General features: G+C 74.2%; 14 protein-coding genes. 12 read left to right on the forward strand and 2 right to left on the reverse strand.

Going from position 1 to position 16844, the window contains the following annotated elements:
- From ftsW to CHF16_RS02410, 11 genes are all read left to right on the forward strand, one after another.
- Positions 1-1254: a putative lipid II flippase FtsW gene (ftsW, locus tag CHF16_RS02360; RefSeq protein ID WP_089324184.1), complete on the forward strand. Its 1254-nt coding sequence runs from the start codon at positions 1-3 to the stop codon at positions 1252-1254.
- 40 nt (positions 1255-1294) lie between these two features.
- A complete protein-coding gene (murG, locus tag CHF16_RS02365) occupies positions 1295-2389 on the forward strand; it encodes an undecaprenyldiphospho-muramoylpentapeptide beta-N-acetylglucosaminyltransferase (protein WP_089324185.1) in 1095 nt (364 codons plus the stop codon).
- Positions 2386-3792, forward strand: coding sequence for a UDP-N-acetylmuramate--L-alanine ligase (murC, locus tag CHF16_RS02370; RefSeq protein WP_089324186.1), 1407 nt, complete (start codon positions 2386-2388; stop codon positions 3790-3792). Before murG ends, murC begins: the two co-directional genes overlap by 4 nt.
- Positions 3793-3849: 57 nt before the next feature.
- Complete coding sequence (locus CHF16_RS02375) at positions 3850-4608, forward strand: cell division protein FtsQ/DivIB (protein ID WP_089324187.1); 759 nt, start codon at positions 3850-3852, stop codon at positions 4606-4608.
- 379 nt (positions 4609-4987) lie between these two features.
- Positions 4988-6481, forward strand: coding sequence for a cell division protein FtsZ (ftsZ, locus tag CHF16_RS02380; RefSeq protein ID WP_089324188.1), 1494 nt, complete (start codon positions 4988-4990; stop codon positions 6479-6481).
- Complete coding sequence (gene pgeF, locus CHF16_RS02385; protein WP_089324189.1) at positions 6478-7206, forward strand: peptidoglycan editing factor PgeF; 729 nt, start codon at positions 6478-6480, stop codon at positions 7204-7206. Before ftsZ ends, pgeF begins: the two co-directional genes overlap by 4 nt.
- Complete coding sequence (locus CHF16_RS02390) at positions 7203-7934, forward strand: YggS family pyridoxal phosphate-dependent enzyme (RefSeq protein WP_089324190.1); 732 nt, start codon at positions 7203-7205, stop codon at positions 7932-7934. The genes pgeF and CHF16_RS02390 overlap by 4 nt, the downstream gene beginning before the upstream one ends.
- Before the next feature lie 105 nt (positions 7935-8039).
- Positions 8040-8576 carry a cell division protein SepF gene (locus tag CHF16_RS02395; RefSeq protein WP_089324191.1) on the forward strand — a complete coding sequence of 179 codons (537 nt, stop codon included), beginning with the start codon at positions 8040-8042 and terminating at the stop codon, positions 8574-8576.
- A 21-nt stretch (positions 8577-8597) separates the two neighbouring features.
- Complete coding sequence (locus tag CHF16_RS02400) at positions 8598-8894, forward strand: YggT family protein (protein ID WP_089324192.1); 297 nt, start codon at positions 8598-8600, stop codon at positions 8892-8894.
- Positions 8895-8951: 57 nt separating this feature from the next.
- Positions 8952-9881: a DivIVA domain-containing protein gene (locus tag CHF16_RS02405; protein WP_089324193.1), complete on the forward strand. Its 930-nt coding sequence runs from the start codon at positions 8952-8954 to the stop codon at positions 9879-9881.
- A gap of 160 nt (positions 9882-10041) precedes the next feature.
- Positions 10042-11406 carry a hypothetical protein gene (locus CHF16_RS02410; RefSeq protein ID WP_089324194.1) on the forward strand — a complete coding sequence of 455 codons (1365 nt, stop codon included), beginning with the start codon at positions 10042-10044 and terminating at the stop codon, positions 11404-11406.
- A gap of 266 nt (positions 11407-11672) precedes the next feature.
- Here CHF16_RS02410 and CHF16_RS02415 read toward each other — a convergent pair whose 3' ends face one another.
- Together CHF16_RS02415 and ileS are read right to left on the reverse strand one after the other, a co-directional pair.
- Positions 11673-12437, reverse strand: coding sequence for a DUF1707 SHOCT-like domain-containing protein (locus CHF16_RS02415; RefSeq protein WP_342750064.1), 765 nt, complete (start codon positions 12435-12437; stop codon positions 11673-11675).
- A gap of 109 nt (positions 12438-12546) precedes the next feature.
- Positions 12547-15720: an isoleucine--tRNA ligase gene (ileS, locus tag CHF16_RS02420; protein WP_089324296.1), complete on the reverse strand. Its 3174-nt coding sequence runs from the start codon at positions 15718-15720 to the stop codon at positions 12547-12549.
- A gap of 741 nt (positions 15721-16461) precedes the next feature.
- Between ileS and CHF16_RS41170 the strand changes: the two genes are divergently transcribed.
- Positions 16462-16842 carry a TraR/DksA family transcriptional regulator gene (locus CHF16_RS41170; protein WP_245868175.1) on the forward strand — a complete coding sequence of 127 codons (381 nt, stop codon included), beginning with the start codon at positions 16462-16464 and terminating at the stop codon, positions 16840-16842.
- The last annotated feature ends 2 nt before the right edge of the window (positions 16843-16844 follow it).

Here is a 16844-nt window from a genome sequence, read left to right on the forward strand (position 1 = left end):
GTGACCGCCGCTGCCGAGGAGGAGGGCGGCGGGCGTCCGGGGCCGCGCGAGCGCGTGGCCGCCGCCGTCGGGCTGCTCGACCGGCCCCTCACCTCCTACTACCTGGTGCTGGGCTGCTCGATCATGCTGCTGGCGCTCGGGCTGACGATGGTGCTGTCGGCCTCCAGCGTGAAGCAGCTCCAGGCGACCGGATCGGCGTACACGCTGTTCCAGAAGCAGGCGATGTGGATGGCGATCGGGCTGCCCGCCATGTGGCTGGCGTCCCGGCTGCCGGTGCGGACGTTCCGCGCGCTCGCCTACCCGCTGGTCCTGCTGTCGGTCGTCGCGCTGGCGCTGGTGCTCGTGCCGGGGCTCGGCCGCAGCGCGGGCGGCGCCACCCGCTGGGTCGACCTCGGCCCGGTGCAGATCCAGCCGTCCGAGCTCGCCAAGCTCGGCCTCGTGCTGTGGGGCGCCGACCTGCTGGCCCGCAAGGAGCGGCTCGGCCAGCTCACCGAGTGGCGGCCGCTGCTGGTGCCGCTGATGCCGGGCGCCGGCATCCTCGTCCTGCTCGTCATGCTGGGCAGCGACCTCGGCACCACGCTGGTGCTGCTCACCATCTTCCTCTCGCTGCTGTGGGTCGTCGGCGCGCCCGGACGGCTGTTCGTCGGCATCGCCGGGCTGGTGTGCCTGCTGGTGTCGATCCTCATCATCGTCGAGCCGTACCGGATGCAGCGCCTCACCGGGTTCCTCGACTCGTCGGGCAACAAGCTGACCATCAACTACCAGGGCACCCAGGGGCTGTACGCGCTCGCGTCCGGCGGGCTGTTCGGCACCGGCCTCGGCGAGGGCCGCGCCAAGTGGGACTACCTCCCGCACGCCGAGACCGACTTCATCTTCGCGATCGTGGGGGAGGAGTTCGGCCTCATCGGCACCCTCGTGGTCGTCGGCCTGTTCGGGACGCTCGCCTACGCCGGGCTCCGCATCGCGCGGCGGGTGAAGGACCCCTTCACCCGGCTCGCCGCCGCCGGCGTGACCGCCTGGCTCGTCATCCAGGCCATCGTGAACATCGGCGCCGTCATCGCCGTCCTACCCATCACGGGGATCCCGCTCCCGCTGGTGTCCTACGGCGGTTCGGCGCTCATCCCGAGCCTGTTCGCGCTCGGGATGCTGCTCGCCTTCGCCAAACGCGAGCCGGGCGCGCGGCAGGCACTCTCCGCACGTGGCCCCGGACCCGTCGTGAGGGCTCTAAGCTGGCTGGGTCTGGCACGGCGTTGAAATCCCCCCTTTCGAACACGCTGAGGAGTTGTCAACGAGCATGAGGGTTGTCCTGGCCGGCGGGGGCACCGCCGGACACATCGAGCCCGCTTTGGCCCTCGCCGACGCGCTGCGCCGCAACGACCCGAACACCGGGATCGTCTGCCTCGGGACCGAGCGGGGGCTGGAGACCCGCCTCGTCCCGCAGCGGGGGTACGAGCTCGCGCTGATCCCGCCGGTGCCGCTGCCGCGCACGCTGACCCCGCAGCTGCTGTCGGTGCCCGGCCGGCTGCGCGGCGCGATCAACGCGGCGGCGGCCGTCCTGGACCAGGCCCAGGCCGACATCCTGGTCGGCTTCGGCGGCTACGTCGCCACGCCCGGCTACCTCGCCGCCCGCAAGCGCAAGGTGCCGATCATCGTGCACGAGGCCAACCCCAAGCCCGGCCTCGCCAACAAGCTCGGCGCCCGCTTCACCGAGCACGTCGCCGTCTCGCACGCCGACTCGCCGCTGCCGAACCCGACGTTCGTCGGCATCCCGCTGCGCCGCGAGATCGCCACCCTCGACCGGCTCGCGATGGGCGACAAGGCCCGCTCCTACTTCGGGCTGATGCCCGACCTGCCCACGCTGCTCATCTTCGGCGGCTCGCAGGGCGCCCGCTCGCTCAACCAGGCCGCGGTGGCCGCCGCGCCGTACTTCCGGCAGGCCGGCATCCAGGTGCTGCACATCGTCGGGCCGAAGAACACCGAGGAGCCCGAGCCCGCGTCCGGCGGCCCGCAGTACGTCACGATCCCCTACTGCGACCGGATGGACCTCGCCTACGCCGCCGCCGACATGGCGATGTGCCGGGCGGGCGCGATGACCTGCGCCGAGCTGGCCGCCGTCGCGCTGCCCGCGGTGTACGTCCCGCTGCCGATCGGCAACGGCGAGCAGCGGCTGAACGCCGAGCCGATCGTCGCGGCGGGCGGCGGCATGCTGGTCGACAACGCCGAGCTGTCGCCCGACTGGATCGCCGCGAACCTGCTGCCGGTGCTGGCCGACCCGGCCCGGGTCGCGCACATGTCCGAGGCCGCCGGCCGGATGGGCCGCCGGGACGCCGACGTCGCGCTGGCCCGCATGGTGTACGACGTGGTCCGCGCGGCGGGCGCCGCGCGATGAGCCTGATCGACCCGAGCGCGGTGGTGCCGGCCGGCGAGCTCGGCCGGGTCCACTTCATCGCCATCGGGGGCGCCGGGATGTCCGGCATCGCCCGCATCATGCTGCGGCGGGGGATGGCGGTGTCGGGCAGCGACGCCCGCGACTCCGAGCTGCTCGGCCAGCTCGGCGACCTCGGCGCGAAGGTCTTCGTCGGGCACGACGCCGCGCACGTGGGCGACGCCGACACGGTGGTGGTCTCCACGGCGATCCGGGAGTCCAACCCCGAGCTGGTCGCCGCCCGCGCGCGGGGGCTGCGCGTCCTGCACCGGTCCGCGGCGCTCGCGTCCCTCATGGCCGGGCGGCGCGCCGTCGCGGTCGCCGGGACGCACGGCAAGACCACCACGACCTCGATGCTGACGGTCGCGCTCCAGCACGCGGGCGCCGACCCGTCCTACTGCATCGGCGGGCAGCTCGTCACCACCGGCCTCGGCGCCGACGAGGGCACCGGCGACGTGTTCGTCGCCGAGGCCGACGAGAGCGACGGCTCGTTCCTGATGTACACGCCGCACATCGCGGTCGTCACCAACGTCGAGGCCGACCACCTCGACAACTACGGCGGCTTCGAGAAGGTGAAGGAGAACTTCGCCCGGTTCGTCGACCGGGTCGAGCCCGGCGGGACGCTCGTCGCGGGCGCCGACGACCCGGTCGCGAGGGAGCTCGCCGATCTCGCGCGGGCGCGCGGGCTGACCGTCCGCACCTACGGCGAGGCCGCGGGCGCCGACCTGCGGGTGACCGGTTTCACCCCGCGCGGCCTCGGCTCCCGGTTCGAGATCGAGGGCTCGGGCGAGGTCGTGCTGGGCGTGCCGGGCCGGCACAACGCGCTCAACGCCACCGCCGTCGTCGCGGTCGCGCGGGCCCTCGGCCTGGACGAGGCGGCGGTGCGGGCGGGCCTCACCGCGTTCGGCGGCGCGATGCGGCGGCTGGAGCGCAAGGGCGAGGCGGGCGGCGTCGAGGTGTTCGACAGCTACGCCCACCACCCGACCGAGCTGACCGCCGACCTGGAGGCCACCCGCGACTACCTGGGGGAAAAGGGCGAGGGCGGCCGCATCGTCGCGGTGTTCCAGCCCCACCTGTACAGCCGCACCCGCTTCTTCGCCGCCGAGTTCGGCGCGGCGCTCGGCCTCGCCGACGTCGCGGTGGTGCTGGACGTGTACGGCGCCCGCGAGGACCCCGAGCCCGGGGTGACCGGTGCGCTCGTCGCGGACGCCGTCCCGGCCGGCACCGAGACCGTGTACGCGCCCGCCCGCGACGAGGTGCCCGGCATCGCCGCGTCGCTGGCCCGGCCCGGCGACGTCGTCATCACGCTCGGCGCGGGGGACGTGACGCAGCTCGGGCCGCTCGTCCTGGACCGCCTCGGCGGGTGACACGCCGCCGGCCGCGCGGTCGGCGGCGGGCGGGGGGAGAACTGCCAAGCTTGGGTCATGACCGAGGTACGGACCGGCCACGCCGCCGCGGGGCGGGAGGCCGGCGGCGCGGACGCGGACGGGGAGGGCCGCGCCCGGCCGAACCGCTGGAAGGCGATCTTCGTCACGCTGCTGGTGGTCGGCGCGCTCGGCCTGGTGACCTGGGTACTGCTCGGTTCCCGGCTGCTGGTGGTGCGGCACGTGGAGGTCGCGGGCGCCGGGCTGGCGCCCCGCGACCGGATCGTCGCCGCCGCCGCGATCGACCTCGGCACGCCGATGGCGCGGCTGCGCACCGGCGCGATCGCCGAGCGCGTGGAGCGGCTCCGCGAGGTCGAGTCCGCCCGGATCGAGAGGCACTGGCCGGGCACGGTGCGGATCGTGGTGCGGGAGCGGGCGCCGGTGGCGGTCTTCAGCCGCGACGGGCGCTACCACCTGCTCGACCGGCACGGCGTCACCGTGGCCGACCGGGAGGCGCGCCCGTCCGGGCTGCCCGCGCTGACGGTGGCGACGCCGGCGGCGTCCGACCGGGCGACGCGGGCGGCGCTCGCCGTGCTGACCGGCCTGCCGGAGCGGCTGGGCCGCGCGGTCGCGGAGGTGGAGGCCACCGGGCCGGAGGCCGTCACGCTGCACATGGCGGACGGGCAGACGGTCGTGTGGGGGGCCGCCGAGCGGGCGGAGGAGAAGGTCAGGCTGCTGGACGCCGTGCGGCGCACCGCGTCCGGCCGGGCGATCCGCACCGTCGACATCAGCTCTCCCGAGGTGCTGAAGACGAAGTGAGGCCCCGAAGTGGGCCGGGCGCGTGTGTCGCGGCGATTCCCGCCGCCCGATCGGGCACGCTGGAACGGTCATGCCGGACCGATGCGGACGTGGAGGGGGGACGCCGATGCGCGCGGGCGGTGGAACGGGCGGGTGCCCGACGACAAGCTGGGCAAACCCATGCCAGCCGCGACACGCCGGTGGAGTTCGGGGGAGGTTAGTTGACCCTGGCGGTAAGGCCGCCCTACTGTCCGTATCAGTCTTCAGGTTGACATAAGTGTAAGCCTCAAGTTGAGGGTGAGGGTTTCGGCCCCTCCCTCGGTGCACAGGTCGGAACACCGCGGCGGCACGGTCGGCAGGCCGGTCTGGGCGGTCGGAGAGAGCGGAAAGGCCCCTCGTCGTGGCAGCACCGCAGAACTACCTCGCGGTCATCAAGGTCGTCGGCATCGGCGGCGGCGGCGTCAACGCCGTCAACCGGATGATCGAAGAGGGTCTCAAGGGCGTCGAGTTCATCGCGATCAACACGGACGCCCAGGCGCTGCTGATGAGTGACGCCGACGTGAAACTGGACGTGGGCCGCGAGCTCACCCGCGGCCTCGGCGCCGGGGCCAACCCCGACGTCGGCCGCAAGGCGGCCGAGGACCACCGGGAGGAGATCGAGGAGGTCCTCAAGGGGGCCGACATGGTCTTCGTCACCGCCGGGGAGGGCGGCGGCACCGGTACCGGCGGCGCGCCCGTGGTCGCCAACATCGCCCGCTCGCTCGGCGCGCTCACCATCGGGGTGGTGACCCGCCCGTTCAGCTTCGAGGGCAAGCGGCGCGCCATGCAGGCCGAGGCCGGCATCGAGACGCTGCGCGACGAGGTCGACACCCTCATCGTCATCCCCAACGACCGGCTGCTGTCGATCTCCGATCGGCAGGTCAGCGTGCTGGACGCCTTCAAGGCCGCCGACCAGGTGCTGCTGTCCGGTGTCCAGGGCATCACCGACCTCATCACCACCCCGGGCCTGATCAACCTCGACTTCGCCGACGTCAAGTCGGTGATGTCCGGGGCGGGCTCGGCGCTGATGGGCATCGGCTCCGCCCGCGGCGACGACCGCAGCGTCGCCGCCGCCGAGATGGCGATCTCCAGCCCGCTGCTGGAGGCCAGCATCGACGGTGCGCACGGCGTGCTGCTGTCCATCTCCGGCGGCTCCGACCTCGGCCTGTTCGAGATCAACGAGGCCGCGCAGCTGGTGTCGAACGCCGCCGCCCCGGACGCCAACATCATCTTCGGCGCGGTCATCGACGACGCGCTCGGCGACGAGGTCCGGGTCACGGTGATCGCGGCGGGTTTTGACGAGGGGCGCCCTGCCAAGCCGGCTCCCGAGCCGGAGGGCAAGCGGCTGCCCCCGCCCCCGCCCCGTCCCGTGCCGCCGCCCGCGCAGCCCGCCGCCCCGGCCAACCCGATCCCCAGCCGGGTCGGACGCTCGGAGCCGGTGGGCGGCCAGCAGGCCGGAGGGCAGCCCGCGCAGCCGTCGGTGGCGCAGGCCGCCGCCGCGCCGCACCCGCCCGCCCCGGCCCCGCCGGCTCAGACCCCGCCGCCGCGCCCCGAGAGCGACCGCGCGCAGCCGCCCGCGCCGGCCCACGACGACCGGTCCGCCGGCCGCGGCGACCGCGACGAGCCCGCCCGGTCCGAGGGCGCCTCGTCCGGGCCGCCGGGCGACCGGGACGCCGGCGGCTCCGGGGAGTCCGCCGGGTCGCGCGCCCCCGCGCCGCGCCAGCCCGCCGAGCCGGCCTCCTCCCGGGTGCACGCGGGAGAGAACGACGGCGGCCCCGCCTCCTCCGGGCAGCGCCGCCGTCCCGTCGTGTTCGACGAGGACGACGACCTCGACGTCCCCGACTTCCTGAAGTGATCACGCCCGTCGCCCTGGGCGACGGCGTCGGCGCCGGCTTCACCGGCCGCGCCGGCGGCGTGAGCACGCCCCCCTACGACTCCCTGAACCTGGGCGGCGCGGTCGGCGACGACCCCGCGGCCGTGCGCGGCAACCGGCGGCGCGCCGCCGAGGCGCTCGGCGTCGACCCCGGCCGCACCGTCTACATGCGGCAGGTGCACGGCGCCGACGTCGCGTTCGTCACCTCCCCCGAGACCCCCGGCCCCGTCGATGCCGTCGTCACGACCGTCCCGGGCCTCGCCCTCGCCGTCCTCGTCGCCGACTGCGCGCCCGTCCTGCTGGCCGACCCGGTCGCCGGCGTCGTCGGCGCCGCGCACTCCGGCCGCCCCGGCACGGCCGCCGGGGTCGTCCCCGCGCTGGTGAAGGCGATGTGCGAGCGCGGCGCGGACCCGGCCCGGATGGCGGCCGCGATCGGGCCCGCCGCGTGCGGCCGCTGCTACGAGGTGCCCGCCGCCATGCGGGACGAGGTCGCCGCCGTCGTGCCCGAAGCGCACTGCGTGACGGCCAAGGGGACGCCCGGGCTCGACATCCGGGCCGGCATCGCCGCGCAGCTCGCCTCCGCCGGGGTCGCCGAGGTCGCCGCCGACCCGCGCTGCACCATCGAGGACGCGGGCCTGTACTCCTACCGCCGCGACGGCCGCACCGGCCGCTTCGCCGGGTTCGTCTGGCTCGAGGACGGCGCGTGACCGGCGAGACCGATCCCGCCGCCGGGCGACGCCGCGCCGAACTCGCCGAGTCGCTCGCCGCGGTCCGCGCCCGCATCGCCGCGGCCTGCGCCGCCGCCGGCCGGGACGAGAGCGAGATCACCCTCATCGCGGTGACCAAGACCTTCCCCGCCTCCGACGTGCGGCTGCTGGCCGGACTCGGCCTCACCGAGGTCGGCGAGAACCGCGACCAGGAGGCCCGCCCCAAGGCGGCCGAATGCGCCGACCTCCCGCTCACCTGGCATTTCGTCGGCCGGGTGCAGACCAACAAGGCCCGCGCGGTCGCCGGCTACGCCGACGTCGTCCACTCGGTCGACCGGCCCCGGCTGGCCGCCGCGCTGTCGGGCGCCGCCGTCCGCGCCGGGCGGACGCTGCGCTGCCTGGTCCAGGTGTCGCTGGACGCGGAGGAGGTGCGCGGCGAGCGGGGCGGCGCGGCGCCGGGGGACGTGCCGGAACTGGCCGACGCCATCGCCGGGGCGCCGGGCCTCCGGCTGGGCGGGGTGATGGCCGTCGCGCCGCTCGGCGCCGACCCGATGCCCGCCTTCGCCCGGCTCGCCGAGGTCGCGGAGCGTTTGCGGCGGAACCATCCGGACGCCCGGATCGTCAGTGCGGGTATGAGCGGCGATCTGGAGCAGGCGATCGCGTGCGGCGCGACACACCTGCGGATCGGTACGGCGTTGCTCGGCGGCCGACGGGCAATCGTCAGGTAATGTCCCCCCAGTGGTACCTGGCGGTACGCGGGTCGCCACGACGGATCAGTCCAACGGCGGCACCGGACGCGCCCGGCGCCGCGGCCACAGGACACGGAGGGGCGTATGGCCAGCGCGATGCGCAAGATGGCGGTCTACCTCGGCCTTGTGGAGGACGACCGTTACGACGACAAGTACGGCGACTACGACGAGTACGAGGTCTACGACGACGAGACCGACCCGGGTCAGACCCGTCGCCGTGAGGACGAATCCGGCGGTCAGCTTACCCGAGCCGAGGAGACCGCGGACCGGGATCGCGACCATCACTCCGCGTCGACGCTGGAGCGACGCTCCGTGGCGCTCTACGAGTCCGGTACCACCGACCTCGCTCGTATCACTACTCTGCATCCAAGGACCTACAACGAGGCGAGGACCATCGGGGAGCACTTCAGAGAGGGCACACCGGTGATCATGAATCTGACCGAGATGGTCGACAGCGACGCCAAGCGTCTGGTCGACTTCGCGGCGGGTCTCGTGTTCGGCCTGCACGGGAGCATCGAGCGTGTTACGAACAAGGTGTTCCTCCTGTCGCCCGCCAACGTGGAGGTGACGGCGGAGGACAAGGCCCGGATGGCAGAACGAGGGTTCTTCAACCAGAGCTGAGACCCACATGCGAGAGTATCCGTGAACATCGCTGGACAGGTGCTGACGTACCTCCTGTACCTCTTCCTCCTCTTCCTGATCGGGAGGCTGGTGCTGGAGGTCCTTCAGTCGTTCGCCCGCCAATGGAAGCCCTCCGGGGTGGTGCTGGTGATCGCCGAGGCGACCTACACCATCACCGATCCGCCCTTGAAGCTGCTGAGGCGTTTCATACCGCCCGTGCGTCTGGGTAACGTTGCACTGGACCTCAGCTTCACCGTGCTCATCCTTGTGGTCTGGATCCTGATCATGGTCATTGGCTCCGTATTCGGCGGTCCCTAGATCGATCGGATACCGTCCTTCAGGGACAGACTCCAAGCGCGCCAAGGAGACGAGAACATGCCGCTGACACCCGCCGACGTGCGGAACAAGCAGTTCAGTACCACCAGGCTGAGGCCGGGGTACGACGAGGAGGAGGTGGACGCCTTCCTCGACGAGGTCGAGGCCGAGCTCGACCGCCTCATCCAGGAGAACGAGGAGCTGCGGGCGAAGCTGGCCGAGTGCCTGCGCGGCAAGGTCCCCGCCATGGCCGCGCCCATCGTGGAGCCGAAGCCGGACGTCCAGAAGATCCCCGAGCCGCCGCGCCCCGAGCCGCAGCCGCAGCCCGAGCCGGAGCCCGCGCTCGGCGGCCTCGGCATGTCCCCCGCCCCGACCGGCGAGGACAACATGGACACCGCGGCCCGCGTCCTCGCGCTCGCGCAGCAGACCGCCGACCAGGCGATCGCCGACGCGCGCCGGGAGGCCGACGAGACGCTCGGCCGCGCCCGCCGCGAGGCCGAGGAGATCCTCGGCAAGGCCCGCCGGCAGGCCGACCAGATCGTCAGCGAGGCCCGGTCCCGCGCCGAGGCGCTCGATCGCGACGCGCAGGAGCGGCACCGGCAGGTCATGGGCTCGCTCGTGCAGCAGCGCGAGGAGCTCGAGCGCGAGGTCGACAACCTGCGCGCGTTCGAGCGCGAGTACCGCAGCCGCCTGAAGGTCTACCTGGAGGGCCAGCTCCGCGACCTGGAGGCGGGCAGCACCGAGACCGGCGCGTTCGCCGCCGTCCCGGGCGCGGCCCCGGTCCAGTCGCCGCAGAACGCCCCGCAGGGTCCGCAGACGGGCCCGCAGCCCGGCCTTCCGCACCCGGAGAACCGCAACGGCGCCGCCGGCGGTCCCGCGCCCGCGCCCGGCACGTTCCCGCAGCCGGCCGAACACGGCCAGCAGGTGCAGCACTCGGCGACCGGCGCGTTCCACGCGGGCGGCGACAACCCGCCGCACGATCGGCGCTGACGCGGCCGCCGCAGGCGATAGTGTCGTCCCGATGCCCGCGCCGGGTGGCAGCGGCGCCATCCCGGCGGGCGCCGTTCGGCGCTGACGGGCGGTCGTGGGCGGCGACCGGGTCTCTCGCACGGCCCGGAGCCGAGCGGTCCGAACGAGTGGGAGAGACCCTGTGATCATCCTGAGTGGCGTTCTCGTGGTGGTGGCGATCGCCCTCCTGGTAGCGGGAATCGTCGCCGGCAACGGAGACAGCGCCCAGGTCTTCGGCCTGGACGCGCTGGTGGTGATCTACATTTCGATCGCCGTCAGCATCATCTCCGCGCTGTGCCTGGCCATCGGGGTGTTCCTGCGGCGCAAGGAGCTCTGGGGCGCAGCGGCCTCGGCGGCACCCGCCCGGCAGAGCAAGCAGAGCAAGAAGTCCAGGAAGGACCGGCGCAAGAGGCCCGCGCCTCCGGCACCGGCGCCCGCCAAGAGCGCCGCGGGCGCTCCGGCCGCGGCATCCGCGGCGGCGGCGCAGGGGGACGCGGCCGACGACGGGCCCGAGGTCCCCGCCCCGCCCGCCGACGTCCCCGAGGGCGCGCTGGTGTTCGTCGTCCGCGGGCGCAAGCGCTACCACCTCGACACGTGCCGGCAGCTCGCCGGGCGCGACGTCGAGGAACTGACCTACGCCGAGGCCAAGGAGGAGGGGTTCAGCCCCTGCACCGCCTGCATGCCCGACACCGCCCTGGCGGCGCGCGCGGCGGCGTCGGTGCCCGCCCCCGCCGGCAAGAGCGGCGGGACGGCCGGCCGCGAGCCCGGCGCGGAACGCTCCGAGGGCGGCCTGGCGGGCCTCGCCAAGCCGGCGTCCTCCGCCGCGCCCACGTCGTTCGACACGCCCGTCTCCTTCGCCGATCCCGGCAAGCCGGCCTCCTCCGATGAGCCCGGCGCGTTCGACAAGCCCGGCGCGTTCGACCGCACCGCCGAGATCCCGCGCGCGGACGAGTCCGCCGCGGAGCCCCCGGCGAGCCCGGCCGGGCCGACCCTGACCGACGTGCCCGCCGCGAGCCTGTTCGGCGCGGCCGCCGCGGAGGCGCCCAGCGCCCCGGAGACGCCGGAGAAGGCCGAGTCCGCCCCGAAGGAGCCGGAGGCGCGCTCCGGCTGGGAGCGGCCCGCTGAGCCCGCGTCCGCGGACCCGGGCGCCACGGTCGACCTCGGCTCGGCGCCTCTCGCGGGCGGCGAGGCGGCGGCGAAGCCGGGCCGCACCGATGACGAGCCCGGCGCCGAGTCCGGCGCCGAATCCTCCGCCGACGACGCCTTCGCGGCGTCCGAGCCCGAGCCGTCCGGCGCGGACGAGCCGTCCGGCGAGCCGGACGACGAGGGCCCGCAGGTCCGGATCCTGAGCGGCACCAAGCGCTACCACCGCGTCGACTGCGCCCTCATCGAGGACGTCGGCGACGACGCCGACGACCTGGAGTCGCTGTCCCGCGCGGAGGCCAAGTCCCGCGGCTGCACGCCCTGCCTGGTCTGCCAGCCCGACCGCGCCCACGCCCGCGACTGACCCCGCCCGCGACTGACCTCGCCCGCGGACCGGCCCCCGTCCGGGGCCGGTCCGCGCCGGCGACTGACAGGTCCGCGACCGGTCCGTGCCCGTGACCGCCCGCAAATCCGTGCCCGTGACCGGCTCGCGTCCGGGACCGGTCATGTCCGGGAGCGGCCCGCGCCGCGACCGGCCCCACCTCCCCGGCGGCCTGCCTCCGAGCCGGTGACGGCCCATGCGCGCGACCGCCGGGCCCATGGGGCGGGGAGGCCCCGCGGCCGGGTGGGTCAGCGGTGGCGGCGGCGTTCCGCGCGCAGCTCGCGCAGCCGCTCGCGGCGGGCGTCGCGGTGCTCGCGGTGCAGTTCCCGCAGTTCCTCGTGGTGCCTGCGGTGCACTTCGCGATGCCGGTCGCGGCGGCCGTTCTTCTCGCCCACCGCGCGGCGGCTGACGGACACGCCGCCGAACAGCAGCATCCCGGTGATGCGGATGATGGGCGCGTCCGGCTCCACGGTGTCGTCGTCGGGCACGTCGGTGCCGCCGAAGACGGAGGTGTTGGACGCGATCACCCGCACCCCCGGCGGGACGATCATGGTGACGCCGCCGAAGACGCAGGTGACGTTGACGGTGACCTCGCTCCGGCTGAGGACCGCCTGGCGGAAGTCGAGGTCGGCGCCGCCGAACACGCAGGAGACGTTGGTGGTGGGCTCGACGAGCCAGCGGCCCTTGCGCTCCACCCCGGAGAAGATCGCCACGAGGTTGGGCGACTGCGGCGGGGGCGGCGCGAGGGCCTGCTCCTTGCGCAGGTCGACCCGGGGGCGCGGGGGGTGCTCGTCCGGCAGGTCGCTGAGGACGGGCGCCAGCTCGGCGTAGGTCTTGGCCTTGTAGACGGCGTCGATGCGCTCGGCGTGCTCCTCCGGCGTGATGCGCCCCTCCGCCAGGGCCTCGCGCAGGCGGTCGGCCACCTCATCGCGGTCGGCGTCCGACGCGCGCATGCTCGCGGGGGACGGGGCGGCCGGAGGTTCGGAGCCGGAAGGCTGCTCGGGAAGATTCACGGCACCATCATCGCAAACGCGATGTGTCGCGATGAACCCCATCGGGGAAAGTTCTCCGCCGCGCCCGTCCCCGGGCGCGGCGGAGCCGATCATGATTCGCGGGCGCGGGTCACGCGCGGCGCAGGTAGTAGGTGAGGCCCAGCTCCTCGTCGCGGTTCGCCGGGACGTCCGCGGGACGGCCCTCGGACACCGAGGTCGCGAGGACCTCGGCGGCCACCTCGGCGGAGTGGGCGCGCAGCGCCTCGGCGAGGTCGGTGCCGGTCGCCTCCCACCACAGCTCGATGCGGTCGGTGACCTCCAGCCCGGCGGCCTTGCGGCCCTCCTGGACGAGCCGGACGGCCTCCCGCACCAGGCCCGCGCGGCGCAGCTCGGGCGTGACGGTGAGGTCGAGCGCGACGGTCTCGCCGGCGGCGCTCTCCACCGCCCAGCCGCTGCGCGGCCGCTCGGTGACGATCACGTCGTCGGCGGTCAGCGGCACCGTGCCGAGGTCGGCGGCCTCGACCTCCGCCGTGCCGTCGCGCAGCGCCCGCACGAGGTCCGCGGCGTCGGCGGAGGTGATCGCCTTGGCGACCTTCGGGGTGTCCTTGGCGTAGCGCTTGCCCAGCTCCCGGAAGTTCGGCTTCACCTCGTACTCGACCAGGTCGCCGCCGATGGAGGACAGCTCCTCGAAGCCGAGGACGTTCAGCTCCTCGGAGATCTGCGCGCGCAGCTGCTCGGGCAGCGCGGACCAGCCGGGGGCGCCGACGAGGGCGCGGCCGAGGGGCTGGCGGGTGCGGACGCCGCTCGCGGCCCGCGCGGAGCGGCCGAGCTCCACCAGCCGCCGGACGAGCGCCATCTGCCCGGTCAGGGTCTCGTCGAGGAGGCTCTCGTCGACGGCGGGCCAGTCGGCCAGGTGCACCGACTCGGGGCCGTCCTCGGGCCGGATGACGTCCCACACGTGGTCGGTGATGAACGGGACGATCGGCGCCATCAGCCGGGTGAGGGTCTCCAGGCACTCGTAGAGGGTGGCGAACGCCGCCGACCCCTCCGGGGTCTGCGGGCCCTCCCAGAAGCGCCGCCGGGACCGCCGCACGTACCAGTTGGACAGGTCGTCGACGAACTGCGAGAGGCGCCGGCCCGCGCGCGCGGTGTCGAACTCCTCCAGCGCGGCGTCGACCTCGCGGACGGTGCGGTGCAGCTCGGCGAGGGCCCAGCGGTCCAGCAGCGGCCGGTCGGCGGGGGCCGGGGCCTCCGACATCCGGTCCGGCGTCCAGGCGCGGCCCTGCGCCTGCGCGGCGTTGGCGTACAGGACGAAGAACGACGCGGTGTTCCAGTAGGTGAGGAGCACCTTGCGGACGATCTCCTCCAGGGCGCCGTGCCCGACGCGGCGGGACGCCCAGGGCAGCCCGCTCGCGGCCATGAACCAGCGCACCGCGTCGGCGCCGTGCTGGTCCATCAGCGGGATGGGCCGCAGGACGTTGCCGAGGTGCTTGCTCATCTTGCGGCCGTCCTCGGCGAGGATCAGGCCGAGGCACACGACGTTCTCGTAGGACGACCGGTCGAACACCAGCGTCCCGACGGCCATGAGGGAGTAGAACCAGCCGCGGGTCTGGTCCTGGGCCTCGCAGATGTACTGGGCCGGGTAGGCGTTCTCGAAGACGTCGTTGTTGCGGTAGGGGGCGCCCCACTGCGCGAACGGCATGGACCCCGAGTCGTACCAGGCGTCGATGACGTCGGGGACGCGGCGGGCCTCCGCACCGCATCGCGGGCAGGGGAACGCGACGTCGTCGACGTAGGGCCGGTGCGGGTCGAGCGCGGACAGGTCGCGCCCGGCCAGCTCGCCGAGTTCCTTGAGCGACCCGACGCAGGTGACGTGGTCCTCGTCGTCGCCGCAGACCCACAGGGGCAGCGGCGTGCCCCAGTAGCGGCTCCGCGACAGCGACCAGTCGACGTTGTTGCGCAGCCACTCCCCGTACCGGCCGTGCTTGACCGTCTCGGGGTACCAGTTGGTCTTCTCGTTCTCCTCCAGCAGCCGGTCCTTGATCTGCGTGGTGCGGATGTACCAGGCCGGGAGCGCGTAGTAGAGCAGCGGCGTGTGGCAGCGCCAGCAGTGCGGGTAGCTGTGCTCGAAGTGCCCGCCGCGGAACAGCAGCCCGCGCGCGCGCAGGTCTTCGGTGAGCGGCTCGTCGGCGTCCTTGAAGAACTTGTTGCCGACGAGGGGCACCTCCCGCAGGAAGCGGCCGTCCGGCCCGACCGGGTTGACGATCGGCATGCCGTACCGCTTGCAGACGGTCATGTCGTCGCCGCCGAACGCGGGCGCCTGGTGGACGAGCCCGGTGCCGTCCTCCACGGTGACGTAGTCGCCTAGGACGACGTAGTGCGCGTCCGGGATGTCGACCAGGTCGAAGGGGCGCTCGTAGGTCGTCCGCTCCAGCTCGGTGCCACGGTAGGAGGCGAGCCGCTCGGCGCCCTCTCCGAGGACCTGGTCGACCAGGGGCTCGGCCACGACGAGGACCTCGCCCGACCCCGCCGGGCGGGCGGCGACGTAGGTGACGTCGGGGTGGACGGCCACGGCGGTGTTGGACACCAGGGTCCACGGGGTCGTCGTCCAGATGAGCAGGGAGGCGCCCAGCTCGGCGAGCGGCCCGGAGGTCACCGGCATGCGCACGTACACCGACGGGCTCGTCACCGTCTCGTACCCGCCGGGCTGGCCCAGCTCGTGGTCGGACAGGCCCGTCCCGCAGCGCGGGCAGTACGGGGTGATGCGGAAGTCGCGGAACAGCAGGCCCTTGTCGAACACCTGCTTCAGCGACCACCAGACGGCCTCGACGTACTCGGGGTCCATCGTCCGGTAGGCCTGGTCGGTGTTGACCCAGTAGCCCATGCGCTCGGTCATCTCTTCGAACGCGTCCACGTGGCGCAGGACCGACTCGCGGCAGCGGGCGTTGAACTCCGCGACGCCGTACTCCTCGATGTCCTTCTTGCCGGTGAGGCCGAGCTCCTTCTCCACGGCCACCTCGACCGGCAGGCCGTGGCAGTCCCAGCCGGCCTTGCGGGGGACGTGGTGGCCCTTCATGGTCTTGAAGCGCGGGAAGACGTCCTTGAACACGCGGGCCTCGACGTGGTGGACGCCCGGCATGCCGTTGGCGGTCGGCGGCCCCTCGTAGAACACCCAGGGCTCGCCGGACGCGGTGCGCTCCAGCGACCGCTCGAAGACCTTGTTCTCCTGCCAGCGGCGCAGCATGTCCCGCTCCAGGGCGGGCAGATCGACCTGCGCGGGCAGCGGCCGAAACGCTCGGCTCACGGTGGCGGACCTCCGGATCGACGTGGACACGTGACCGGAGGGACGAGGCGCGCGGCCCCGCGGTACCACCCTCCTTGACCGCGCCGGATCGGCGCGGCCCGCTTCGTTCGCCGTCTCGGCTGCCGGGTCTACCGCGCCCGCGGCCGACCGGCCGGGGCGTTTCTTCCGGCGGCTCCGGGGTGATCAGACCGCCGGGCGCGCCTCCGGGCTCGCACCGTCCCCGGATCGCTCATGGCCGCTTACGGCGGCAGGTGTCCCCATCAGCGCCTGCCGTACGACTGTTCGTCTGCACTTTAACGCACGCGCGCGCTCCGCTCTTCCCCTTTCCCCGGCCCGGGACGGCGGTGCGGGCCCCGCCCGGTGGGCGGGGTGGCGTTCCTTTGCGATCTCGTGCGCCGACCAGGGGTTTCCAGCCGATCGGCGACCGGGCATAAGCGGTCGGTACCACGGCCCAGGGTTGTTTACCGCGTCCGAGAAAGGGGACCTATGCTGCCCGCAGTGCCCGTCGAGGCGATCAGCGCGAGGGAGGCCGACATGGCCGGCGCGACGAAGGGCGCCCCGCCCACCGGAAGGCGGCCCGCTGCAGGGCGGTCCGCCGACAAGCAGCCCGCGGAGGCGGACTCCGCCGAGGCGCGCGCCGCCGGGAGCGGGCGCAGGTCCCCCGCGCGCAAGGGCTCGGCCGGGCGCGGAGGCAGGGCGGCGGCGCCGCAGGACGGGGCCGCTCCCGCGGCGGCGGCCGAGCTGCCGGTGCGCGAGGGCGAGGACCGGTGGACCTCCGAGGAGCTCGCCCGGGTGCGGGCCGGGCTGCAGGAGCAGATCGAGGGGCTGCGCGCCGAGATCGCCGCGTCCGCGAGCCAGATCGCCGAGGGCGACGGCAGCGACGGGGCGGGCGACGACCAGGCCGACGCGGGCGCCAAGACCTACGAGCGCGAGCACGAGCTGGCGCTGGCCTACAATTCACAGGACCTGCTCGCCCAGATCGAGCGGGCCGTCCAGCGGATGGACGCCGGCACGTACGGGACCTGCGAGTCCTGCGCCAAGCCGATCGGCAAGGCGCGACTTCAGGTCTTCCCGCGTGCGACCCTATGTGTGACATGCAAACAACGCGAGGAACGTCGCTGAGC

The organism is Actinomadura meyerae (assembly GCF_900188445.1).
Classification (GTDB): Bacteria; Actinomycetota; Actinomycetes; order Streptosporangiales; family Streptosporangiaceae; genus Spirillospora; species Spirillospora meyerae.